Source organism: Eikenella glucosivorans (genome assembly GCF_016025525.2).
In the GTDB taxonomy this organism is placed as follows: Bacteria; Pseudomonadota; Gammaproteobacteria; order Burkholderiales; family Neisseriaceae; genus Eikenella; species Eikenella glucosivorans.
In genome coordinates this window covers 337,639-359,406 of the sequence record NZ_JACSGR010000001.1, presented here as the reverse complement: position 1 = coordinate 359,406, position 21,768 = coordinate 337,639, and the positions used below count along the sequence as shown (strand labels likewise).

At 57.5% G+C, this 21,768-nt stretch carries 34 protein-coding genes and 1 pseudogene; 33 read left to right on the top strand and 2 right to left on the bottom strand.

Features of this window, described 5'->3' with window-relative positions; genetic code table 11:
• Positions 1–37 precede the first annotated feature (37 nt).
• The 26 genes and pseudogenes from H9Q10_RS01705 (at position 38) to H9Q10_RS01580 (ending at position 17,570) form a co-directional block, all read left to right on the top strand.
• A complete protein-coding gene (locus H9Q10_RS01705; protein ID WP_197902293.1) occupies positions 38–475 on the top strand; it encodes a hypothetical protein in 438 nt (145 codons plus the stop codon).
• Positions 472–1,077 (top strand): hypothetical protein, encoded by a 606-nt coding sequence (locus H9Q10_RS01700; RefSeq protein ID WP_197902292.1) that lies wholly within the window; start codon positions 472–474, stop codon positions 1,075–1,077. The genes H9Q10_RS01705 and H9Q10_RS01700 overlap by 4 nt, the downstream gene beginning before the upstream one ends.
• Positions 1,077–1,559: a hypothetical protein gene (locus tag H9Q10_RS01695; protein WP_153716690.1), complete on the top strand. Its 483-nt coding sequence runs from the start codon at positions 1,077–1,079 to the stop codon at positions 1,557–1,559. Before H9Q10_RS01700 ends, H9Q10_RS01695 begins: the two co-directional genes overlap by 1 nt.
• Positions 1,556–2,185 carry a hypothetical protein gene (locus H9Q10_RS01690; protein WP_197902291.1) on the top strand — a complete coding sequence of 210 codons (630 nt, stop codon included), beginning with the start codon at positions 1,556–1,558 and terminating at the stop codon, positions 2,183–2,185. The genes H9Q10_RS01695 and H9Q10_RS01690 overlap by 4 nt, the downstream gene beginning before the upstream one ends.
• Positions 2,185–2,355 (top strand): DUF2635 domain-containing protein, encoded by a 171-nt coding sequence (locus H9Q10_RS01685; RefSeq protein WP_081253509.1) that lies wholly within the window; start codon positions 2,185–2,187, stop codon positions 2,353–2,355. The genes H9Q10_RS01690 and H9Q10_RS01685 overlap by 1 nt, the downstream gene beginning before the upstream one ends.
• Positions 2,356–2,357: 2 nt before the next feature.
• Complete coding sequence (locus tag H9Q10_RS01680; RefSeq protein WP_197902290.1) at positions 2,358–3,854, top strand: phage tail sheath C-terminal domain-containing protein; 1,497 nt, start codon at positions 2,358–2,360, stop codon at positions 3,852–3,854.
• 10 nt (positions 3,855–3,864) lie between these two features.
• Entirely contained in the window at positions 3,865–4,218 is a 354-nt protein-coding gene (locus tag H9Q10_RS01675) for a phage tail tube protein (protein WP_064084039.1), read from the top strand.
• A 101-nt stretch (positions 4,219–4,319) separates the two neighbouring features.
• Positions 4,320–5,135: an SAP domain-containing protein gene (locus tag H9Q10_RS01670; protein WP_197902289.1), complete on the top strand. Its 816-nt coding sequence runs from the start codon at positions 4,320–4,322 to the stop codon at positions 5,133–5,135.
• A gap of 391 nt (positions 5,136–5,526) precedes the next feature.
• Positions 5,527–5,721, top strand: coding sequence for a hypothetical protein (locus tag H9Q10_RS01665; RefSeq protein ID WP_197902288.1), 195 nt, complete (start codon positions 5,527–5,529; stop codon positions 5,719–5,721).
• Positions 5,721–5,978, top strand: a complete 258-nt coding sequence (locus H9Q10_RS01660) for a hypothetical protein (RefSeq protein WP_197902287.1) — start codon at positions 5,721–5,723, stop codon at positions 5,976–5,978. Before H9Q10_RS01665 ends, H9Q10_RS01660 begins: the two co-directional genes overlap by 1 nt.
• Positions 5,979–6,107: 129 nt before the next feature.
• Positions 6,108–6,401 carry a phage tail assembly protein gene (locus H9Q10_RS01655; protein ID WP_064087706.1) on the top strand — a complete coding sequence of 98 codons (294 nt, stop codon included), beginning with the start codon at positions 6,108–6,110 and terminating at the stop codon, positions 6,399–6,401.
• A gap of 133 nt (positions 6,402–6,534) precedes the next feature.
• Positions 6,535–6,813 (top strand): hypothetical protein, encoded by a 279-nt coding sequence (locus H9Q10_RS01650; protein WP_197902286.1) that lies wholly within the window; start codon positions 6,535–6,537, stop codon positions 6,811–6,813.
• A 57-nt stretch (positions 6,814–6,870) separates the two neighbouring features.
• Positions 6,871–8,499 (top strand): annotated as a pseudogene (locus H9Q10_RS01645) (phage tail tape measure protein); the annotation flags it as partial.
• Positions 8,499–9,746, top strand: a complete 1,248-nt coding sequence (locus tag H9Q10_RS01640; protein WP_197902284.1) for a DNA circularization protein — start codon at positions 8,499–8,501, stop codon at positions 9,744–9,746. The pseudogene H9Q10_RS01645 and the gene H9Q10_RS01640, both read left to right, overlap by 1 nt.
• A complete protein-coding gene (locus H9Q10_RS01635) occupies positions 9,736–10,851 on the top strand; it encodes a phage baseplate assembly protein (RefSeq protein WP_197902283.1) in 1,116 nt (371 codons plus the stop codon). The genes H9Q10_RS01640 and H9Q10_RS01635 overlap by 11 nt, the downstream gene beginning before the upstream one ends.
• Positions 10,802–11,371 carry a phage baseplate assembly protein gene (locus H9Q10_RS01630; RefSeq protein ID WP_197902282.1) on the top strand — a complete coding sequence of 190 codons (570 nt, stop codon included), beginning with the start codon at positions 10,802–10,804 and terminating at the stop codon, positions 11,369–11,371. The genes H9Q10_RS01635 and H9Q10_RS01630 overlap by 50 nt, the downstream gene beginning before the upstream one ends.
• Complete coding sequence (locus tag H9Q10_RS01625; protein ID WP_064084049.1) at positions 11,368–11,757, top strand: phage GP46 family protein; 390 nt, start codon at positions 11,368–11,370, stop codon at positions 11,755–11,757. The genes H9Q10_RS01630 and H9Q10_RS01625 overlap by 4 nt, the downstream gene beginning before the upstream one ends.
• Positions 11,744–12,841, top strand: a complete 1,098-nt coding sequence (locus H9Q10_RS01620; protein ID WP_197902281.1) for a baseplate J/gp47 family protein — start codon at positions 11,744–11,746, stop codon at positions 12,839–12,841. The genes H9Q10_RS01625 and H9Q10_RS01620 overlap by 14 nt, the downstream gene beginning before the upstream one ends.
• The gene (locus H9Q10_RS01615; RefSeq protein WP_197902280.1) at positions 12,829–13,404 is read left to right on the top strand and encodes a YmfQ family protein; all 576 of its coding nucleotides are present in this window, start codon (positions 12,829–12,831) and stop codon (positions 13,402–13,404) included. The genes H9Q10_RS01620 and H9Q10_RS01615 overlap by 13 nt, the downstream gene beginning before the upstream one ends.
• Positions 13,405–13,408: 4 nt before the next feature.
• Positions 13,409–14,347: a hypothetical protein gene (locus H9Q10_RS01610; RefSeq protein WP_197902279.1), complete on the top strand. Its 939-nt coding sequence runs from the start codon at positions 13,409–13,411 to the stop codon at positions 14,345–14,347.
• Positions 14,348–15,013, top strand: coding sequence for a DUF4376 domain-containing protein (locus H9Q10_RS01605; protein WP_197902278.1), 666 nt, complete (start codon positions 14,348–14,350; stop codon positions 15,011–15,013).
• Positions 15,010–15,519, top strand: a complete 510-nt coding sequence (locus H9Q10_RS01600; protein ID WP_197902277.1) for a hypothetical protein — start codon at positions 15,010–15,012, stop codon at positions 15,517–15,519. Before H9Q10_RS01605 ends, H9Q10_RS01600 begins: the two co-directional genes overlap by 4 nt.
• A complete protein-coding gene (locus H9Q10_RS01595; RefSeq protein WP_081258929.1) occupies positions 15,516–16,034 on the top strand; it encodes a hypothetical protein in 519 nt (172 codons plus the stop codon). Before H9Q10_RS01600 ends, H9Q10_RS01595 begins: the two co-directional genes overlap by 4 nt.
• A complete protein-coding gene (locus tag H9Q10_RS01590; protein WP_197902276.1) occupies positions 16,034–16,399 on the top strand; it encodes a hypothetical protein in 366 nt (121 codons plus the stop codon). Before H9Q10_RS01595 ends, H9Q10_RS01590 begins: the two co-directional genes overlap by 1 nt.
• A gap of 134 nt (positions 16,400–16,533) precedes the next feature.
• A complete protein-coding gene (locus H9Q10_RS01585; protein WP_197902275.1) occupies positions 16,534–17,058 on the top strand; it encodes a D-Ala-D-Ala carboxypeptidase family metallohydrolase in 525 nt (174 codons plus the stop codon).
• 11 nt (positions 17,059–17,069) lie between these two features.
• On the top strand, positions 17,070–17,570 hold the full coding sequence (locus H9Q10_RS01580) for a DUF2514 family protein (RefSeq protein WP_197902274.1): 501 nt from the start codon (positions 17,070–17,072) through the stop codon (positions 17,568–17,570).
• Between the two features lie 90 nt (positions 17,571–17,660).
• Here the strand turns inward: H9Q10_RS01580 and H9Q10_RS01575 are convergent, their stop codons facing one another.
• Both H9Q10_RS01575 and H9Q10_RS01570 read right to left on the bottom strand, forming a co-directional pair.
• Positions 17,661–18,092 (bottom strand): site-specific integrase, encoded by a 432-nt coding sequence (locus tag H9Q10_RS01575; RefSeq protein ID WP_197902273.1) that lies wholly within the window; start codon positions 18,090–18,092, stop codon positions 17,661–17,663.
• Entirely contained in the window at positions 18,089–18,451 is a 363-nt protein-coding gene (locus H9Q10_RS01570) for a helix-turn-helix domain-containing protein (protein ID WP_081258928.1), read from the bottom strand. Before H9Q10_RS01570 ends, H9Q10_RS01575 begins: the two co-directional genes overlap by 4 nt.
• Positions 18,452–18,566: 115 nt before the next feature.
• Here H9Q10_RS01570 and H9Q10_RS01565 point away from each other — a divergent pair, with 115 nt between their 5' ends.
• The 7 genes from H9Q10_RS01565 to H9Q10_RS01535 all read left to right on the top strand — a co-directional run bounded on the left by H9Q10_RS01565 (position 18,567) and on the right by H9Q10_RS01535 (position 21,767).
• Complete coding sequence (locus tag H9Q10_RS01565) at positions 18,567–18,770, top strand: helix-turn-helix transcriptional regulator (protein WP_064087302.1); 204 nt, start codon at positions 18,567–18,569, stop codon at positions 18,768–18,770.
• 66 nt (positions 18,771–18,836) lie between these two features.
• Positions 18,837–19,310, top strand: coding sequence for a phage regulatory CII family protein (locus H9Q10_RS01560; protein WP_197902272.1), 474 nt, complete (start codon positions 18,837–18,839; stop codon positions 19,308–19,310).
• 149 nt (positions 19,311–19,459) lie between these two features.
• Positions 19,460–19,726, top strand: coding sequence for a hypothetical protein (locus H9Q10_RS01555; RefSeq protein ID WP_064087300.1), 267 nt, complete (start codon positions 19,460–19,462; stop codon positions 19,724–19,726).
• Positions 19,723–20,373: a tyrosine-type recombinase/integrase gene (locus H9Q10_RS01550; protein WP_197902271.1), complete on the top strand. Its 651-nt coding sequence runs from the start codon at positions 19,723–19,725 to the stop codon at positions 20,371–20,373. The genes H9Q10_RS01555 and H9Q10_RS01550 overlap by 4 nt, the downstream gene beginning before the upstream one ends.
• Positions 20,370–20,597, top strand: coding sequence for a hypothetical protein (locus H9Q10_RS01545; protein WP_067440833.1), 228 nt, complete (start codon positions 20,370–20,372; stop codon positions 20,595–20,597). The genes H9Q10_RS01550 and H9Q10_RS01545 overlap by 4 nt, the downstream gene beginning before the upstream one ends.
• Before the next feature lie 58 nt (positions 20,598–20,655).
• Positions 20,656–21,378 (top strand): hypothetical protein, encoded by a 723-nt coding sequence (locus H9Q10_RS01540; RefSeq protein ID WP_197902270.1) that lies wholly within the window; start codon positions 20,656–20,658, stop codon positions 21,376–21,378.
• Positions 21,375–21,767, top strand: coding sequence for a hypothetical protein (locus H9Q10_RS01535; RefSeq protein WP_197902269.1), 393 nt, complete (start codon positions 21,375–21,377; stop codon positions 21,765–21,767). Before H9Q10_RS01540 ends, H9Q10_RS01535 begins: the two co-directional genes overlap by 4 nt.
• Position 21,768: the final 1 nt, after the last annotated feature.

Here is a 21,768-nt window from a genome sequence, read left to right as displayed (position 1 = left end):
GGCCCGCCCCATACCGGGGCGGGTATAAGGATGAAGCATGAAACAACTTCCCTATTACAACGACCAGCCGCACGCTGTTTTTGTGGGTGCGGTAATGATCCCGCCGGGGCATACCCGCCTGGTGGACGCAGCCTTACTGCCCCAACCGGAAGCCGACCCCGCCCCACCCTCGCAGCCTGCCGACCCTTTGGTGGAACTGTTGAAAGGCAATGTGGCGCAGGTGGTGGATGCTATACCCGGCTTAAGCATCGAGGATCTGACCCGTCTCGGCGATTTGGAACAAACCGGTGGCCAGCGCAAAGGCGTGTTGGGCGCGATTGCGGCACGCCTGCTGGATGAATCGAGCCAGCAGCAGGACGGTGGTTTGCAGCAGCCCAACCAGCCGCCGGGCGTTGAAGAGACGCCTAAGCAGGATGCTGAAAAAGAGAGTGAGCATCCCGAACAAGATACCGAACAAGAACAGGTTGCCGAATGACTACACTCACCGCCGCCGCGGAACGGCTGACCAGCTCCATGCTGGACAGCAAGCGTATGTTTAAGGACGAGGATTATCCCCGCCTGCTGCGTACCGCGCTGGCTGCATTGAATGCGGTGCGGCCGTTGCACAAGGTGGAGGTGTTGGAGTTGGCGGCGTGGCAGGCGTTGTATCCCTGTCCTGAAGACCTGAACTCGGTGTTTGCCTGCTGGTGGGGGCGCAGTTACAAGACCCGCGCTGCAATCTGGGCGGACGACTACCCGGGGAGGCTGCCGGAATGGCGGGTACTACCCGGCGCCCAAGGACGGTTGCTGCAGGCACAACCGGCACCGAGTGCCCGGCAAATTCAGATATTAGGCAACCGCTGCGAGCTCGAATATTGTGCCGACCATGTATTAACCGATACCGACTGCACACTGGATTCGGAACTGCTGGATTTGCTGCATCTGCGCGCGCAAGCCGAAGCCATGCGCGATCTGGCCATGCGTAATGCCACTACTTCCTACCAGCTGCGCGAAGGTATCGGCAGTGTGCCGAAGAATGGCACGCCGGCCTACCTTTATCAGGAACTGTTGGCGGAATTCGAACGGCGGGTGCTGTAATGAGGATGCATTACCGCATTAACGATGCCCATGTGCTGGCCGCACTGCAGCAAGCGCCGGCAGTGATGGAGCGCCACCTGCAACGCGGGTTGGATGCAGCCGGACTGCAGATGGTGCAGACGGCCAGGCAGAAGCTTCGGCAAAACGACAGCCTCGCACTTTCCACGCTGATTCAGGCAATCACGGTTGAGAAAACCGGCTCGCTGGAGCGGGAAGTGCTGCCCGGTACCGATTACGCTATCCATCTGGAGAAAGGCACCCGCGCCGGTTACCGTCCGGCGCCTGCGCCGCTGCTGGCTTGGTTGAGAACCCGTCGGGCGGCGGAGCCGGAGCGGGCGGTTTTCAGACTGCAAAAGCATATCCAACGGCACGGCACTAAGGCCCATCCGTTTTGGCAGCCGGCTTTTGAGGAGGCGGCGCCGCGGATGGTGCAAATTATCCGTGATGAAGTACGGCGCGGTGTGCGGGAGGTGTTGGGATGAATATTTTCCAGGCCGAAATCGACCGCCTGAAAAGCGGGATTGCCGAAGCACTGCCGGGCGTAATCGTGCGCGGCTCGCTGATTGACCACGAATCATTGCGCCGCGACGAGCTGCAAAACGGGGTGATCACGGTGCTATTGGAGCGGATTGAGAACGATGGCGACTGGCGCAGCAAGCTGCGGCTGCTGGTTACTGGCCAGCTGGAAGTGCCGGGACGTCCGGGCGATGTGGAAGAGCAGGCGGCACTGGGTGCGGTAATCGAGAAAGCAGAAATCGCCTTGTATGCCCGGCTACGCGCTTATCTACGCAACACCGGCGGGCTGCCGCATATCGAGGCGCGCGAGGTGCAGTTTTCGGCGCAGAGCAAGCCGCCGTTCGGTTGGTTTCTGTTGCGGGCGGATTACGGGCCGTTGAACGAAGCTTGCCTGGATTGGGATTTCGGCGGCGGCGCTGTGCCGGAAGCGATGTATCCACCGCAGGTTGAGCAGGCTATCAGCACGCTCTCCGGTGTGGATGTGAAAATTGATATTGAGCCGCACGAGAGCGCGGTCGAGCATCATAAGTGGGTGGATGGTGACGAATCAACCAGCCAGCCAGATGTAAAAACAAATGTGGAGCTGAAGTGATGGAACAGAAATATTTAAAACCGAAAGACGGGCTGTTGGTTCGGCTGGAAGACGGTATGGGCTATGTGGACGCGGAAGGCCAATTGTTGCCTCTAACGGCCTATTACCGCCGCCGTCTGGCCGACGGGGATTTGATTGAGGTAACTGAAGCGAAAGCGAAAGGCAAATAAAAATGGCTGATAATATTGTATTTGATACGATTCCATCCGATACCCCGCTTGGCGGGATCTTCTTGGAAATCGATCCCTCCCGCGCATTGGAAGGGCCCGTGGCCGTAGAGCGCAAGGTGCTATTGATGGGGCAAAAACTAGATAGCGGCACCACCCCGCTGCTCACGCCACGCCGCATCACCAGCGCACAGGACGCGGAGGTACAGTTCGGACGCGGTTCAATGCTGCACCGCATGGCGCTGGGTATGCAGGCTGTGTTTGATGAAGTTGGCTTTTTAGATGTGTCCGCCATTGCGCTCGAAGATACCGGCGTGGCCGCCAGCGCCACCATTACCGTGGCCGGCCAGGCGATTGAAAGCAGGGTATTGAACCTGTATATCGCCGGCGAGCAGGTGCAGGTGGTGGTGACCAGTGGCGAGGATGCCGCCGCCATCGCAAAGAAAATCAATACAGTGCTGGCCGCCCGTACCGACCTACCCGTCAGCAGCGCGGTGGAAGACAAAGTGGTTACGCTGACGGCGCGCAATAAAGGCGAAACCGGCAACGGCATGGAAGTGGCATGGCAGTATTTCGACGACGACCGCCTGCCGCGCGGCATCACCGTCACTATTTCCGGTGGCAGCAACGGCGTGGGGGCGTTGGCCGGCGGCAGCGGCGCGCCGGATGTGGCCGCCGCACTGGCGGCGGTGGACGAACAATGGTTCTACACCATCATCAGTCCTTATACCGACCAGAGCAACCTTGCCAAAATTGAAGCCGACATGAACGGGCGCTGGGGCGGTATGAACATGAAGACAGGCCATGTGTTCAACGCGTTAAACGGCACCCATGCCGAGCTGACCACCTTCGGCAACAAGCGCAACAGTGCGCACGGCAGCGGCTGGGGCTTGAAGGGCTGCCCGACTTGGGCGCCGGTACGCGCTACCTGCTTCGGACTGACCTGCCAATACTACGGCAACCAAGACCCGGCCCTGCCGCTGAAGGCGGTGAAGGTACCCGGGGTGCGTGCACCGCGCCTGCAAGACCGTTTCAATTATGGAGAGCGCACCTTGCTGGTGCGAGACGGTATTTCCACTACCACGGTAAACGCGGCCGGCGAAGTGTATTTAGAGCGGGTGGTTACCTACTACCAGCAGAATGCGCTGGGCTTGGACGATACCAGTTTGAGCAGCTTGGAAGCGAAGTGGACGGTGGATTACTACCGTTATCAGGTGCGCGCCCGCATCGCCCTGCGCTTCCCGCGCCACAAGTTGGTGAACGACGGCACCAATATCGGCCCGGGGCAGAAATTTGTAACCCCGCAGATGATCAGCGACGAAATCACTGCGCTGGAGCGTGATTTGGAAGAAATGGGTATCGTGGAAGATGTGGATACCAGCAAGAAAAACCGACTGGTATTGCGCAGCAAAACCGACCCGGACCGTGTGAACGCAGTGCTGCCGCCGAATTTGGTGAACCAGTTCCGCACCTTCGCTGCGGTTGTGCAATATCGTTTATAAGGAATAAGTTATGAGTAATGTAACCGGATTATGCTATGTGCGCGTGAACGGCCAGCGCCTACAATCGAAAGAAGGCGCCACCCTGAAACCGGGCGGCCCGGTGGCCGAGATGGTGACCGCGGTCACCGGGGTAGTGGGCGCGGCCACAAAAGAATTGCAGGCTGCTGAGATTAAAGCCAAAATCGTACACACCGGCGATTTGGACATCACCGCCGTGCAGCGTTGGCGCAATTTTACCGCTACCTTCGAAACCGACAGCGGCCAGCGTTACCTGATACGCAATGCTTCGGTGGTGGATGCGGTGGAGCTTTCCGGCCACGAAGTGGACGTAACCATCGGCGGGCAGGAAGCCGAGCGCGTATAGATTTCCCTCCTGTGTGTTGTGTGTGAAGCAAGCAGCCGCCCCGCGTGGGCGGCTTTATTGTGCGCAGGTATAATGACTTCGCTTTTCACACGGGAAAAATAATGGCGAGAAAATCGATAGGCGGCATCTTAATAATGGGAGCGGCATTGCTTTGGATAGGTAGCGAAATATGGGCGGTGCTCGGTTGGTGGACATTAGCGGTGCCGGTGGTACTATTTGCCGTGGTGTTGGCGTGGGCACACCACGCAAGCAAGGCTGCCCTTGCCGAGCAAAAGCGCTTGGGGAAGCAATCGGAGAAGGAACGGCAATATGAAATCGAAATGGCCGCCAGCGAACAGCGACAGCAGGAAATTAACCGCCATCGCCAGCAAGGCCGCCTGACTGATAAGGAAGCCTTGCTTGTTCGGCTGGCTTTCAATGAATGGATCAAGCTGCCGTTGGCCAAATCTTATCGTGAGAAGGTGGACAATGCCGACCAAGTGTTTATGGATTTTGTGCGGTTGGGATATTTCCATGCGGTCGATGCGTTTACCGTGGCCGAAAAGGCGCTAACGGTGGAACAAGTTAAAACCATTTTTCGGGAGCATGATTTGCCGCTGGGCGGCAACAAGTCGGAATTACTGGAGCGGCTGTTTATGCGGCTGCCGGAAGTGGCGGCAGACATTGTTTCCCGGCATCAGCTCTACCGCCCGACCGAGCGCGGCCGACAAATCGGCATTTATTTGGACGAAAAGCAGCGTTCCCATGCGATGGAAGGGACGGTTGCAGTAGCCCGCGACCGTTATTTGAACGAATTAGGCTACCTGAAAATCCATTCGGATGCCTACGGGCTGGAGATTATCCCCCGTTCTCAATTTTGCAGACACAGCAGGACGCTGGCCGGCATCCACCGCACCGAGGATTTGCCGGACGACTAGCCACCGTCGCAATGCGAACATCCCTATCACGCCTGTACCTGCTGCTTTGAAATCGTGTTTCGGGATGATGAGCGGCTAAAGTAATAACCAATCAGGCTACCTGAAAAAACCGCTTGACCTTCCGAACAGCCTGAACTAAGATTGCGCCGTGGCTTCAATCAGCCACACGGGTTTGACAGCCCGCATAACTCGGCGACGAGCCGCAGAGAGCCTTGAGCACCACGCGGCATTTTTACGTCTGCAATCTCAGTTGTTCCTTTTCTATGGGGCGCACTGGGCGGGAGGCTTCGGCCTGCCGGTTCGAGTTACCGGTCTGTCAACCCGCCTTTTGCGCCCCGCCTCATGTTTGACAGCGTGAAGGGGTATAACCCAACTCGAAAAGGACAATATCATGCCTTCCATCCGTTCGGCTTTCCGCCGCCCGCTGGTTGCCCAGCATATCCGCACTTTCCCCAGCCTGACCCAAGCCGTCGCCTTCATCGACCGCCTGACGGCGGTACGCGCCGACAGCTACCGCTTCAATATCCAGCAAACTGCCGCCGACCGCTGGGCGGTATGCCGCGTGATTTCGGGAGGGGTGCAATAATGGAAATGAAAACCCCGCTCACCGATACACCGGTTCAGGTAGCCTGCTGCCCCAGTTTGAATGATGTGGCAGATGAGATTTTCGGCTGCCGCGTGGCCTTCGACGGTATGGTAACGCTATTATCCTGCTCCAATTCGGACAAGGTGGATATCGAACTGCTGATTCAATGGCTGAAAACCTTCGGCCTGCGCCTGAACCTGTGCGAGAAAATGATTCAGCGGGTAACGGACGACTACTACGACCATACCTGCTGCTGATCCATCCGCCCCGCGCCCTGCGGGGCGTTTTCTTTTGCCCAAAATGCCCCTGTTTTGTCATGGCAGGCTACCTGAAAATGTAGCCTGCCATTGATGTATTTCCCCTTTATGACAACACAGGAGATTTTTATGCGTACCCAACTCGTAACCTTAAAACTTGGATTCAAAGTCAACGAGCAGCGGCTGAAGGATGTGGTGCTGCGCGAGCCGACGGTGGCGGACTATATCGCCGCGGAAGTGAATGCGCCGGTGTATCGGCAGTATGCCTTCAAGGTGGCGCTGATTTCGCGCCTGATCGAAAAGCTGGAAGGCTTCGACGGCGAAGTGACGATGGGCATGATGAAAGAGTTGAAGCCGGTCGATGTGGCACGGCTCTCTGATGCCCTTACCCAGCTGGAGGAGGGCGACGAGGGGGAAGAATAAGCGGGCGGCCGAAAAACTTCTGGCGCTGCGTGTTCCTCATCGCCATGAAGACCGGCTGGCGCGAGCAGGATATTTTGAACCTGCCGGTAGCCCGCTTCCAGTTTTATATCGAAATCTTAACCGGGAAAGATAAATGAGCAGGGAAGAGTTGAAAGTAGTTATCGGCGCGGATGCGCAAGGCTACCTGCGCGGCATGAATACAGCCGCTGCAGGCACGCGCCGCTTCTCTGCCGGCATCCGCGGCGAATTCGAGCGGGTGAAGGGCACACTGGGCAGCCTGAAAGGGATATTGGCCGGTATCGGCGTTACCGTGGGCGGTATCAAGCTGGCGGTAGATACCGCTCAATTCGAGCGCGATATGCGCCGCCTACAGGTAAACCTCGGCGCCAGCCGCGCGGAAATGGAATCGTAGCGCAGCGAAGCCTACGACAATCAAAAACGCTACGGCACACTACTCACCGACCAGAAAGAGTTGGCGGAAAGCCTGCAGGCTGCAGGATTGGATATCACCGCCATCCGCGGTGCGGCCGAGCCGGTATCCAAAACATTACAGGTAGCCAAAACCAATGCCGACCAACTGGGTAAGGCACTGGGTGTGGCGCGTGAGCAGTTCGGCATCGACATCACCGACAAAGCGGCGGTGGAAGGGCTGTTGGATAGGATGGTGGTGGCCGGGCGATTGGGTAATGCCGAGTTGGAAAACCTGCCGGATATTTTCGCCCGTATTGGTGGCAGAGCCAAGGCAGCTAACTTTACGCTGGATCAAACCTTGGCGCTGACTGAAGCGTTTTCCCAATCTGAACCGCAGGCAGAACGCTTGGCGACCTTGGTCAATAGCACGTTACGCATGTTTACCAGCGGTCGCTATATCCGTATGGCTCAGGAAGGGACAGGTGTTAATTTCTTTGATGCCAAAGGCGCACGCCGCGATCCTTTGGAAATCATCCGCGATATTCGGACCGAATACCTCAAACTTAAGACTGACAGTCAAAAAGTTAATTTTCTCACCGCCGCCTTCGGCAAGATGGATGAAGACACCTACAAAGGGATGGATAAAGCGTTGCAGGAAGGCACGCTGGAAAAAATCGACGAATTCAACCGCGAACTGCGCAATGCTACCGGCACGGTAGACCGCGATCTCGGCACGGCGATGGACAATGCCGTGACCCAAGCCAACCGCCTGAAAGGCGCGTTCCATGAGGCAATCGAAGACGGCGTGATGCGGCCGTTGGATAACGCATTCACCAACGTGGTCGGCTTCATGATGGATTCGAAAGAACAGGGCGGCTTGGGTTTGAGTGGGGGATCGATGCTGAAAATCGGCGGCGGTGCCTTATCGGCCGCATTGCTGGGCGGAATGGCTATCAGGTTGACGCGCGGCCTGCGTGGCGGTGGCGGCCTGCTCGGGATCGGCAGTAATTTGGCTACCGCTAAAGCGATGGAGCATGCGGCCGGGGTGCAGCCGGTATTTGTGGTGAATATGCCTGGTGGCGGGTTGGGTGGCGGCACGCTACCCGGGTTGGGTGGATTGGGCGGTTTGGGTGGCGAAGCGGCCGGGGCTGCTGGTGCGCTGGGTAAATTCGCCCAGGCGGCCAACATCGCCGCCGCGGCGGTAACCGCATTCAGCGCAGGTTGGTCGCTGGGCACAGCAATGCGGGAAGCTTATCTACAGACGGAAGCTGGGCAGAAATTCGACCATGCCGGCGGACAGGTTATTGCTACTGTGCTTTCTTGGTTTGGAAATGAAGAAGCACAGTATGCGCGTGACCACGATGATGAGAACGTGATCGGCGAATTGGTGGCGCGTTTTCAGGCATGGCACGGCAATAAAGAGGCAATCGAGGCTCTGGAAATCAACCGGCAGATGGAGGCCGAGCGGCAGCGCAGCCAGGCGGTGCTGGACGGTACCTCGCAGCAGGCCGCGGAAGCGGTGAAAGCATCCGGGGATGCCGCCGCACAGAGCATCTCAGCAGCGAAAATCGGCGGGGAAATTAAGGTGATGGTGAGCGCGCCGGCCACCCTGAACGTATCCACCACGGCAGTCGGCACGCCGCAGACCAAGTTGAATGTGGGCCGAACCAATACAGGAGCGCAGTAATGGCGTTACGCGAAGCATCGTTTAAGGGCGTGCCGTTTAAGGTAGACGAAACGGAAGGCCAATTCGGTCGGCGCAATGTGCTGCACCAGTATCCGTATCGGGATTTGCCGTTCGCCGAAGACTTGGGGCGCGAGGTGCGCCGCTTCTCCGTGCATGCCTTTGTGTTGACGCAGCCCGAATATGACGCGCTGGTGGAAGCGCTGGAAAGCGAAGGACCCGGCACGCTGATTCATCCGTGGTATGGCAGCGTGTTTGTGCAGCACGACGGCCAGCAGTCGGTAACTTATCCGCGTGCTGAGGGCGGGCGGTTTGATTTCCGGCTGTCGTTTGTGGAGGCGGGCGAAAACAACGAGCCGGACGTGCAGGAAGACGCCGGCGGCCTGCTATCCGGCTTGGTAGATGATGCGCTATCACAGGTAGGGATGAAGTTTGAAGCGGAATGGTTGCGCGATATTGACGGTTGGCTGGACGTAGCGGCTCAGCGGGCGGACGAGCTGATGAAAGGGTTTGAATATTACCTGACGCCGCTTGAGCGCGGCTTGGCAGGGGTAGAGAGGCTGACTTCCGGCGGCCGTGGTTTGTTGGCTAAACCGATAGAGCTGTATTACCGCGTAGCCGGACTGATCCGCAAGATTGCCGCCCCGTTCCAGCGGGATACAGGCAGCTCATGGCAGGCAGACAAAAGCCAGAGTGCGGGCAATTTGGCCGAGATGCCGGCTTTCCAGGTAACCAGCCGCCCGGATAGAGACCGGGCAATGCTGGATACGCTGCGCGGGCGCGAGCCACAAATTAGCGCGCGACCGCAGTGGACACTGCCCTATTCCCCGCGCAACCAAACGGACTTACCGCCGATGCCGCCCAGCTTGTCCGATGCGGTACGCCGCACGTTGGTGTTGGAACAGGCGCGCGGCATTGGTAGTAATGATTACGCCAGCCAAAGAGAATTGCTGTCTGACCGCGACCTAGCCCTCTCCGCACTGCATAACGAAATGCAGCAGGCCAGCGGGCGGCTGTTCCGCACGCTGGATGCGGTGCAGGCACAAGTGGTACGCACCGCACAGGCACGGCTGCCAACTATCCGCGAGCTGGCGGTGGTGGAAACACTGGATAACCTGCCTGCACTGCTGGTGGCCTACCGTGTCAACGGCAGCATTGAGGCGTATGAAGACGTCGTGGCGCGCAACCATGTGCGCCACCCGCTGTTTGTGCCGGCGGGGCGGGTCGAGGTGCTGCGCGATGGCGAATAAATGTGAGTTATGGGTCAACAACCAGATTTTCGGCGGCTGGACGGAGATATCCATCCAGCGCGGCATCGAGCAGATGAGCGGCAGTTTTAGTTTAACGGTTACCGAGCGGTGGCCTGGGCAGTTGGAGGCACGTCCGATTCAAACGGGCGACAGCTGCGTGGTGAAAATTGACGGGGTGCCGGTGGTGACCGGTTATGTGAACCGCACGCGGCAGGGCTACAGCGCCACCGACACATGGTTTTCGGTGGAAGGACGGGATAAAACCGCCGACCTGACCGACTGCTCGGCCATCCATAAAAGCGGCCAGTGGAAAAGCGCCAGCCTGAAACAAATTGCCGCCGACCTGTGCCGGCCGTTCGGCATCGAAGTATTTATCGGCGCGCGCGGCGAGAAGGCGGCGGGAGAAACCATCTCCAGCTTCGCGCTTGAAGACAGCGAGACAGTGCAGGATGCGCTGCAACGCCTGCTGCGGATGAAAGCGCTGATGATGTGGACGGACGGTACGGGGCGGCTAGTTATCGACCTACCCGACCAAACTGCCGCCGGCACGGCACTGGTGGAAGGAGAAAACATCCTCAGCGCCGAAGGGACGAAGGATGAGAGCGAGCAGTACAGCCAATACATCGTGAAATCGCAGGGGCGCGGCAAGCACGACGGCAAAGGCGACGCGGCTGATGCCGGTGTGAAGCGTTACCGCCCGCTGCTGATTTTGGCCGAAGATCAAAGTCAAAGCCCGGCGGCTCGCGCCAAGCATGAAGCCACCATGCGCGAAGGCAAGGCAGACCGCGCGGAAATTAAGGTGCAGAGCTGGCGGCAGGGAGGCGACAAAGGCGAATTGTGGCTGCCCGGCCTGCGGGTGCAGGTGAAAGCGGCATATATCCACAAAGCCGACGAGGAAATGATTATTTCCGAGATTGAATACAGCTTAAACGACCAAGAAGGTACGGTGGCGACGCTGCAGTTGGCTAATCCGAAAGCCTACGATCAATTGGCCGAGCAACCAAGACAGAAACAAGGCCGCGGCAGGGGCAAGCGCCGCGGCGGAAGGAAACGTAATGAACCCTCTACAAAAAATCCGGCTGCTGGTGGCGCGCGGCGTACTTAACCTGCTGCGAACCAATGGCCTGCAGATGATGCAGATCAGCCTACTGGAAGGTGAAACCCGCGAGGAGGTGGAGCGGGTGCAAAACTACGGTCACAGCGGCCATCCCCCCGCCGGCTCGACACTGGTGGCGGTGGCGGTGGGCGGCAGCCGCGACCACCTGATTGTGGTGGCCTGCGAGCATCCTCAGTATTCGCCAGATTTGAAGCCGGGTGAGAGCGCGATGTATGCCCAGTTCGGGCAGCTGTTCAAGATGGACGAACAAGGCAACGTAACGCTGAAGTGCAGGGATTTTTCCATCGAAGCCAGCGGCAATGTTTCCACGCAAGCCGCCGGTAACGTTGAACAAAGGGCGGGGGGCGCGCTGAATATGAGCGCCACCGCAGGCAGCCACATGGAAGGCGGTTTCAACGTGGATACCGTAACTGCAGATTCAGTAACAGCCGACGGCGTGAAACTGGAAGACCATGCCCACAGCGGCGTGCAGAGCGGCGGAGACAACACCGGAGGACCGGTTAAATGACAAAACTGGTACTGGATTTGAACCTGGGCATCCCGTTTAATCAGTTGGAAGACGAATTGGTTTGTGCGGTGGTGCTGAGCCTGTTTTGCGATGCCCGCGGCATTGAAGCCGACGGTAGCCCGGGGCGCGGATGGTGGGGCGACGGCCTCGCCGAAAACGACCGCTGGGGCAGCCGCCTGTGGGAGCTGCAGCGCAGTAAGGAAATCCACGAAACCCTACGGTTGGCGGAGGACTACGCCAGAACTGCCCTGGCCTGGCTGACACAGGACGGCGTCGCCCGCCGCGTATCCATTACCGCGTATACCCCACGACCTACCGTACTTGGACTACAGGTAAAAATCGACGATACCACGCTGAATTTGGAAGTGCGCCATGCCCTACGATAAAGAAAGCCTGCCTGAATTAAATCGACGGCTGGAAACCGAGTTGCCGCGCGCCAACGCTTCACCGGCGCTGCGGCGCAATCTATTCACCCCGTTCGCGCGGGCGCTGGCCGCAGCGGTGCACGGCATCCACGAGCATATCGACTGGCGCACCCGCCAGATGTTCCCGCAAACCTGCGATGATGATGTGCTGGAAAACCTGCACGTTGGTTTATGGCTGCAAGGCAGTAAACGCCGGGCGGCCGTACCTGCGGTGGGCAGGGTGGTGGTACGCGGCGCGGGAGGGATTGGAATCCCGCAAGGCACCTTGTTCAACCGCAGTGATTCGGTGCAGTTTGCCGTGGTGGAAGGGGTGATTACCGATAGCAGCGGCAGTACCACGCTGCGGGTGTGTGCCACCCAGCCAGGAGCAGCCGGCAATACCGACAACGGCGCCATGTTGCACTTCGCCAATCCGATAGCTGGCATTGAGAACACTGCCACCGTTGCTTATTTAAGCGGCGGCTCGGACATCGAGAGTCTGCCCGAGCTCCGCCGCAGGGTGGTGGAAAGCCGCAATCTCGGCGGGCAGGTGGGCAAATTAGCCGATTGGATACGCTGGGCGAAGGAAGTGCCCGGCATCACCCGTGTGTGGCCGGCGCCGAAACTGAGCGGGCTGGGCACGGTAACCGTATATGTGGTGCGCGACCACGACAGCAACATCTTCCCTGATGCCGCCGAACTGGCCGAAGTGCAGAAGCATTTGGAGCACAGTGCGCTGCCGAACGGCGAAATCCATGTGGTCTCGCCCCTGCCCAAACCAGTAAATTTCAAAATCAAGATTACACCGGATACGCCGGAAGTTCGGGCGGCGGTGAAAGCGGAATTGAGCCGAGTGTTGGATGCCAACGCCTCTCCTGTGGCTTATGATGCGGCCGGCGATTTGGAACTGCCGGCACGTGGCCACACCATCCCGCGCAGCCACCTCACGCAGGCCATATCCAACGCAGCCGGCGAATACGACCACCAACTGCTACTACCCACCGGCGATATCACGCCGGCAGTAGGAGAGTTGGTTAGTCTGGGGCAAATCGAATGGGCTACCTGAACGCATTAGGCAAACTGCTGCCGCCCGGCATCGCACTCGACCCACAAGCAGATGAACCGGCTGAACTACTACAAAAAACCGCCCGCGAACTGGAAGCGGTGGACGATTTAGATACCACGCTCTGGCAGGAAGTTGATCCCAGGTTATCCACGCTGCTGTTAGTGGAATACGAACACAGCCTGAATCTGCCCGACCGCTGTACGGTAGGCATCCAATCCATCGCCGAACGGCGGCAGGCGGTTTACAACAAGTTGGTGGATACCGGCGGCGCAAGACGTACCCGCTATTTAGCGATTCTGGAGAGATTGGGGCAGAGTGAAGCTCAAATAGAACGGTTCACTCTGCACACCTGCGAGAGTGACTGTGAATTTGCGGTATTCGACCACACCGACTGGCTGTTTACTTGGTCGGTATCGCTCAAGGCCGACAAGCAATATATCGAAGCCACCTGCCAGAGCCATTGTGAAGAGCCGCTGGCTACTTGGGGAAATACCCATATCGAGTGCGTGCTGAACCGAGAGAAACAGGCGCATACCCAACTGATTTTCAAATACATAGGATGAGACCATGAAACGGGCAGACCTAGAAAAGCGCGCCCAGCGCGACAAATTCGGTGCTGGCAAACACGGCTTCCAAAGTGGTAACCCCGCAGGCGGCCTACTGCCAACCATCCCCGGTGCGGAGTGGTTCGACCACACACAGGAAGAGATTTGCGCAGTGATCGAAGCGGCGGGACTGACAGTAGACCCGAGCAAGTACAACCAAATGCTGACCGCGCTGCGCAAAATCATCGACGAGCAGGCCAGCGACGCAGTCAAAACCACCGGCAACCAAGACATCGCCGGTATCAAGAGCTTTACTAATGCCCTGCACGCCAAAGCCAGTCTGTTGGCAAGCGATAGCGTCGCCGATTTTGCCGCCAACCGCTACTTGAAACTGGGTGCCGATAACACAAGCGGCTACCTGACAAACCAATCCAGTGGCAAATCCCTATCCCTCCTCAACAACGGCGAGCTGCACTACGACGGCAAGCGCGTGGCGATGCTGCCCGACCTATCCAATGTCTCCCGACGCGATTACTCCCGCGAGCAAACGCCGGTCAATCCGGTGCACGCCTCGGAGCGCTACAAAACAGAGGGCAGTGTCAGCGTTTATCCGGACGGCCACATCGTGCAGACGTTTTGGCTCAAAGTGGTGGCGCATACCTTTTGGCTGCCCGAAGAGCTGCCGGGGTTTCAGGTGGCATCCGCTAATGACGTATCTGTTGCACTGCCTCTATGGACGGCCATGCCCAACAAGGTAACCAATGTGCAAGTGCAACCTCTTCGCTGCTCCGACCCGAACAAATCCCAATACTACTATGCTGAGGCAGCCGAGCTGCCGGCCGCCTGGGCATTGCGCAAACAAAAAGACAATAAAAACACGGTATGGCTGGATATTGGCCGTATTGCCGGGTCGATAGGCAACGACCGGATTGATATTTTTGTCAACGTGGAGGGCTACTAAATGACATATTACGCACGCGATACCGGCTACGGCCTCGAAATCATCGACGGCGACTGGCTGCATTTGTATCTGAGCCCGGAAGCGGCCACCGAACCGCTGCAACACGGGCTGATTAAATTGAGCGAGGCACAGCATCAGCAGCTCATCAATCACCAAGACGCTCACCCGTATATCGAGCGGGGAGAGGTGGTGTTTAACCCTCGCCCCAGTGCCGCGCATGAGTGGGACGAGGCAAACCGGCAGTGGAGATTGGATGCTGCCCGCGCCGCCCGGCTCAAAGTCGAGCAGCAGGCCGAAGTATGGGAGCGCATCAAGGCCAAGCGTACCGATAATCTGCGGCATGGGATGTACGTTAAATCGGTGGACAAATGGTTTCATACCGACGACAACAGCCGCACACAATATATCGCGCTGGCCGTGATGCCGAGGCTACCTGAAAAGCTGGCTTGGAAAACGATGGACAACAGCTTTGTGAATATGACCAAAGCCCTGTTGGGCGAACTGATGGAGCAGATGCTGATTGACGAGCAGGCCGATTTTGCCAACGCCGAACGCCACAAAGCAGCAATGGAAAAAGCAGAAAACCCGCTGGAATACGATTACAGCGGCGGATGGACGGCCAACTACGAACAGGCCGCTGCCGAGCTTGAGGAGGCAGACAAATGAACCCGCGTCCAATTTATCTAGCCTTGTACAAAGGCCACCGCGATGGCTCCGGCTGGCGTGTATGGTGTGCCCGCTTTTCCGATTGGCTCACGCGCGTTTTAACCCGTGGGCAGTACAGTCACTGCGAAATCGTAATGAGGCTACCTGAAAACGACGAAACCGGCGCGGCGCTGTATGACTGCTACTCCGCCAGCATCCGCGACGGCGGGGTGCGCTGGAAACGTATGCCGCTGCCAGCGGAGAAGTGGGATTTAATCGATATGACGGCCGATCCGCTGATATTCCCGATGTTTTTTTCGGTGTGGGAATTTACGAAAGGGCAGCCCTACGACCTGACGGGCGCGTTCGGTGTGGTGTTCAATTTCCGGCAAAACCCGCGCCGCTGGTTTTGCTCGGAGTGGTGTGCGGGTGTGCTGGGCCTGGGCGAGCCGTGGCGGTTTTCGCCTAACGACCTGGCCGCGATTTATCAAAACAGTAAAGCAGAGCTTTTGAGGAGGCGAAAATGAGTATCCCGCGAAAAATCTTGTACGGACGATTACGGCACAGCCTGCGCTGGCCGATGAAAATTATCTCAGTAGCATTAAATCTGCTGTTTCTGCCCGAGCCGTGGCGGCAATGGATGTTTGGCACAGGCACGCGGGCGTTGGAAGGGCTGAATGCGCTGATGCTGCTGGGCTGGGCTTGGGTGATGGCGTTTGCCGACGGGGTGTTGGCGCTGCCCAGCTATTCACGCTTCGCCAACCTGCCGCTGAGTTTGGTATGCGGATTGTTCGCACTGGTCGGCATCCTGCTGGCGGCATTCTTGCCGTCTGAAACCCCGCGCAGCAATGTGATCAGCGGCTGGCTGCTGCTGGCGGCATCCATGCTGTGGGTGTTGGTAACCGCTAGCTTTTGGGGCGGCTACCCGCCGGCAAATACGGCAATGGTGGTTTATCCGGTTCTCGCGCTCATCAGTTGGTGGGCTGGGATTTTGTTAATCGAAAACAGCAAGCACCAAATGGAGAAAGCGCAGGGTGTTTAATGAACTGGTCTATTTTTACCAGCGTCACGGCGCTGGCCGTGTACGGCGGGCTGGTAAGTTCTTTGCGGGCGGCGTTTAAAGCAAGAAAACCAACAGCCGAAAAGGCATTGGACGTAGTAGTAGGGATGGTGATGGCGGCGAGCATGGCGGAATATTTCGTGCCGAGCAACGCACCGAAGGTAGCGATGTTTGTCGGCTTGATTGCCGGCAGCTTCGGTGGCTACCTGATGGATGCGATTCAGGCTCTCTCGCCGAAATTGGCCGACGGCATTTTAGAGGGAGTATTGGGCCGTTTCGGCTACCGCAGGCAGCCTGAAACCCAGCCGGTAATCATCCCGGACGAGCCGTCGGAAAATGAAGAGTGAGCACGCTTTCAGGCTGCCGGAAATACTGCAGTCTGAAAGCCATAAATAAACTTGATAAACAGTAGATTGAGATTTAACTAGGTGTAAAAACACCACATTGGAACGTTTTCAGGCTACCTGAAAGTGAGGCAAATATGACGAAAGAAAAAATAACCCCCGAAACCAAAATTACTCCGCACTTTACCTACCGCGAGCTGACCAACAGCGCCACCGGCAGGCGGCTCGGGCTGGAGAACAAACCGAACGAGCAGGAACTAGACAACATCCGCAAAACAGCGGAGCGCTTGGAAAAAATCCGCGCCTGGTTAAGCAAGAAATACGAGCGCGAAGTGAGCATCCATGTGTTGTCTTGCTTTAGAAGTGAAGCTGTGAACCGCGCGGTGGGCGGCTCGAAAACTTCGGCACACCGTTTCGGCTCGGCGGCGGATATCGATGCGGCCGGCATCAGTAATCTGCAACTGGCTAAAGACATCATTGAAATGCGCGATGCCGGGGAAATCACATTTGACCAGCTGATTTTTGAGTTCCCCGAACGCGGCGAAAGCGGCTGGGTGCATTTCGGCTGCCGCCACAATTCGGCGGAACGCAATCAGATTCTGACCGCCACCAAGCGCGGCAACGGCGGCAAAACGCAGTATCTGTTGGGCTTGCATCCATAAAAGGAAAAACAATGGGATTCTTAATCAAATATTGGAAGTATTGGCTGCCCGCCCTGCTGCTGGCCGCTTTGATCGGTGGGGAATACTACTACGGCGAGCACCGCTACAACGCCGGTTTCCAGGCGGCGACAGCCAAGCTCAAAGCCGAGCAGGAAAAGGCGGCACGAGAGCAGGCAGAGGCCGTATTAGCCAAAGAGAGGCGGCAACAGGCACAGCTGGCTGCCGCACAAAGTGAAATCGAAAAGGAACGAGAACATGCGAAAACTACTATTGCCGGTCTGTATACTGAGCTTGGCCGCGTGCGCCAAACCGCCGACGCACATCGCCGCGCCCTGTCCCAAACCGCTGCAGCCGCCGGCACACCTGATGGCGAAGCAGCTGCCGCCGGCTGGCAGCTATTCGGAGAATGCACGGAAAGATATGCAGCGGTGGCTAAAGACGCCGACGAATTAAGGAACGATTCAGCCGAGTGGCAGGCGTATGGCCACGTGAATCAACAGGCTGCCGAATAGCGAGCCAAACCAAGAAACCGCCGATTGAATCGGCGGTTTCTATATTTCAGGCAGCCTGAAAATTACGGATGGTGGGAAGGTGTAATTTTGTTATTTCCCATCCCATTCGAAAGATTCCCCAGTAAACATAGCAGCTAGCTTGGCTATCCTGTGGGTGTTGATTAGGATAGAAGGAGTGATAGGTTTGAACCCTCCGATATAAGACCACATAAGTAGCCGCTGCTGGATATTTCTAGCCGTCATCTCCCGTCCATCTTTTCCGGGGAAAAGGAAAGATCCGGGCGGGCGGCCTAAACACCATTCCCTTAATGGTTTACGCCCGACATTCTCTTCTTCGATAAGCGGTAAGGCATCGGATACTTTTTTATTGAGTAGCTCGCTGATTTTCCAACCATATTCCAGCATCATAAAAACTGCGCAGTAATCGCGCAGCGCCAGCTCGTGGGTTTGCGAGCGGATGAAACTCAAAAACCTGCAGGCTTCCTGATATTCCAGAAACTCTACCGGCTCCAAATTCTTCACTTCACCCACTCCCGCATAAACGTGAGCAAGATTTCACGCTTGCCTTTGGGCAGCTTGTCGAACAGGCGCAAGAACTCACGCTGCTCTTCGGTATAGCTGTTGTATTCAGGTAGGGCTTCAGTCAGTACGACACTAGCCGGCTCATACACGATGCCGGTCATTTCACCTTTGCCGGTAGCCAGCCATTCGAAGTTCACATCCAGCGCTTGGGCAATGCGCGACAAGTTCTCCGTGGCGGGATCTGTCCGCCCGGTTTCCCATTGGGCGACACCGGTTTGGTGGACGCCTACCTCATCAGCCAGCCATTTTTGAGAACGGCCGCGCTGTTTTCTTGCCAACTTTATTCTATTTCCAATCATAGGCTTAATTTTAATAGCTGAACTATTACACAGAAAACTTAGTATTGCTATTTGACTTATTTTAATAGTGATACTATTATTCGAACACAGCAAACACCAATGGTTAAACAAAAACATGGAAAGCAAATTACTCAAGGCAAGGAAAGCAAAAGGGTTCACACAGGCTTATGTGGCGGAACAGGTTGGGTGTACTCAAACCAATATCAGCCACATCGAAATCGGCCGGCAGCGGGCAACCCCGGAAATTGCACAGAAACTGGCTGAGCTGCTTGGGCTTTCGCCGATGGATATTTTGTATCCCGGCAATCAGGCAGAGTAAGCCATCAACTGCAGTATCCGCCGTCACACCATCCGCCACAAATGACAAACACACAAGGTTTCACACATGTTTAAAAACGATGTTTTCGAGTTAATCCGACAGAGCGCCTACCACTACGGCGTGCCGAAGCTGGCCGCCAAGATGGGGCTGGCTCCCGGCACGCTCTACAACAAGCTCAACAACGACGAGGGCTGCAGCCACCACAAACTGACCCTGCAGGACTTCATCGCCATCCTCGGCATTACCGGCGATACCGCCGCGCTGCAGGGGCTGGCAGGGCTGTTCGACCACGCGGTATTCCCGCTGCCGCAAATGGAGCAGATGGGCGACGACGCGCTGCTGGATATGGTGAATCAGGTTTATGTTCAAGGCGGCCGCGCGCATACGGTAATGGCCGAGGCGCTGGCAGACGGTCAGGTAAGCGAAGAGGAATACAGCGCCTACGATTTGGAATGCAGGCAATGGGTGGCCGCCATCGTGGCACTGCGGCGGCGATTTAAAAACATGGTGGTGATTGTGGATGAAAGAAGAAGCACCTGACTTCCTGCAGAAGCATGGCATTCGGCTTGTTTGCGATAACGCTCAAGGCGGGCAGCTTTCCGTTTCCGCCGAGCTGCTGGCCGACTTATTCGGCGAGGAGTTTCTCGCCGCGGTGCCGGCTCCCCGTAACGAAGAATCAAAGGAATGCCATGAAAGAAATCGCCATTCAGCCGGGCCTTCAAATGATTTTGGCCGGAGCGAACCACATCACCACCCTCAGCCTGCCGCGTGAAAACGGGCAGCTATACATAGAAATCGGCAAAGACCGGTTCCCCGCACGGAAGACCAATCAATTTGAAACAGGCGGCATCCTGTGCCGCTTGGAAATTATCAAAGACGGACAACCAGAGATTATTTTCAGTTTAAGCGGCAGCCAGCCCCTGATGCTGACCCTGCCGGCAGGAGAACAAGCATGAACCATTATCTGACCGAAGCCGAACAAGGCAAGCTGCTGGCCACCATCGGGCAATACCGTGAAGAAAAGGCGCAGCGCGATTTCCACATTGTTTCCGCGCTGATTACCAGCGGGCTGCGCATCGGCGAATTCCTGCTGGTTACCGTGGGCGACGTGTATGCCGCGCTGGATACCAACTACCTCTACATTCCCGCCGCCAACCGCAAAGGCGGCAAACGTGACCACAGTGTGTACCTCACCAAAACCCTGCGCCGAGACCTGAGCAGCCTGCTCGCCATCCGCGAAAGCACCGATGCCGAACACTATCTGGTGGCGGGGCGCAACGACCAAACCCCGATGAGCGCGCGCAACCTGCAGCAGCGGGTGAAAGCCTGGGCGAAAGAGGCCGGGCTCGCGCACCTCGACATCACTCCGCACTATTTCCGCCACACCGCCGCCATGAACCTGCTGCGGCACAGCAGCGCCCGCGAACCGCTGCGCGTGGTGAAGTCGGCGCTGGGCCACCGCAACATCAACAGCACCTCAATCTACACCGAGGCCAGCCGCGAAGAAGTGGCCGAGGCCATGAACGCCGCCGACCAAGGCCGGCAGCCCCGCATCACGCTGGCGCAACTGCGCCGCGAATACCAACGGAGAACCGCAGCATGAAAACCATCTTATTTTTAGCCGTCGCCCTGCTGGCCGCTCCCAGCTTGGACGCGCAAGACCATTATCTGCAACCGCAAAATCCGCCCGCCGACTACCCAACCCGGCAACTGCTGCAGGCCGCCGAACTGCGAGCCGAGGCCGAAGCCGCCGAGCTGGCCAAGCATTACGAAGAGATGAATGACTATGAGGTAATGCGCGGCGTGGTTTATGAACCCACCGAATAAGCAGCCGCCATTCAGGCTACCTGAAAATTCAACACCCCCTCACACGGAGAACTAAACCATGTATTTCAACCAAGCCCAAAAACGTTTCTTTCAATCCGCCTCCCTACCGGAAAAGCAGGCGTGGCTGCGCAAAGGCGAGCCGGAAGCCTTAGAGATGGCTCGCGGCAGCAATTTCGAGCATTCATTTTTCGTGCCGCTGCTGCGCGGATTACGGCTGGACGGCGAATTCAAAACTTATCCCGAAGCAGTGGCCGAGGCGCAGCGGTATTTGGACGAGCTGAAGGCCATGCCTGATTTGCCGGAGCTGGATGAAGAGGCGCTGGGTATCACTACTTTCAATCAGGATTTATCCCGCACGATGAGTGAAGAGAAAAGCTACGGCATAGAACGCGTTATTCACATCGCGGCACAGGCCGAACACATCTGCGGCGACTTCGCCCAATTTATCGATGATGAGCTCTCTGAAGATCGGGTACGGCAGATGTTGGCAGAACAGGCCGGGCGGGCCGATTTCCTCGGTATGCTCGATGCCATTGAAGACGGTGCTTATCCAGACCATGAAGAAGTGTTCAGCCTGCTGTACGAAAACGGCCTAATGGGCTGGTTGGTACAGGCTGCAACGCCGGTGTGCAGGAGTGTGGCAGGTGGCGGCGTGATCTATTCGTGGGGCTGTTATTACACCCAATGGTTCTACGCCGAAAGCTACGAAGCGGCGCTGTGGCAGGTGGATGCCTGGGCGGAGCGGATGCGCGAGCAGGATTTGCAGGAGGGCAAAAAATGAACCGCGCCGCCATCCATCCCTACTTTGGCGACCTAACGCGGCAGATTCTGGAGTGTGCCCAATACCAGCAGGAGCGCTTCAACCGTCGGGTATCCACCGCGCTGGGGCTGGTTGGGCTGATGGATGTGTTCAGGAAGGCGTTTGTGGAGCGCGGCTTACTATGCCAGCTCGCGGTCGAATTCCGTGATTCGCCGGTCCTGCTGGTGCAGCCACATGACCGTGAATGGACAGACGATGAACTGTTGCAGGCCATCGGCATCGACACGCTGTGCGAACAATACAAGCTGCAGGTGGGCAGGGTGCGCCGGGACGATGGCCTCTGCCCGCGCATCTACACCGAAGAGGGCGACGGCCCCGGCTTCGATATCCACCTCCTGCCGAAAGAATAAG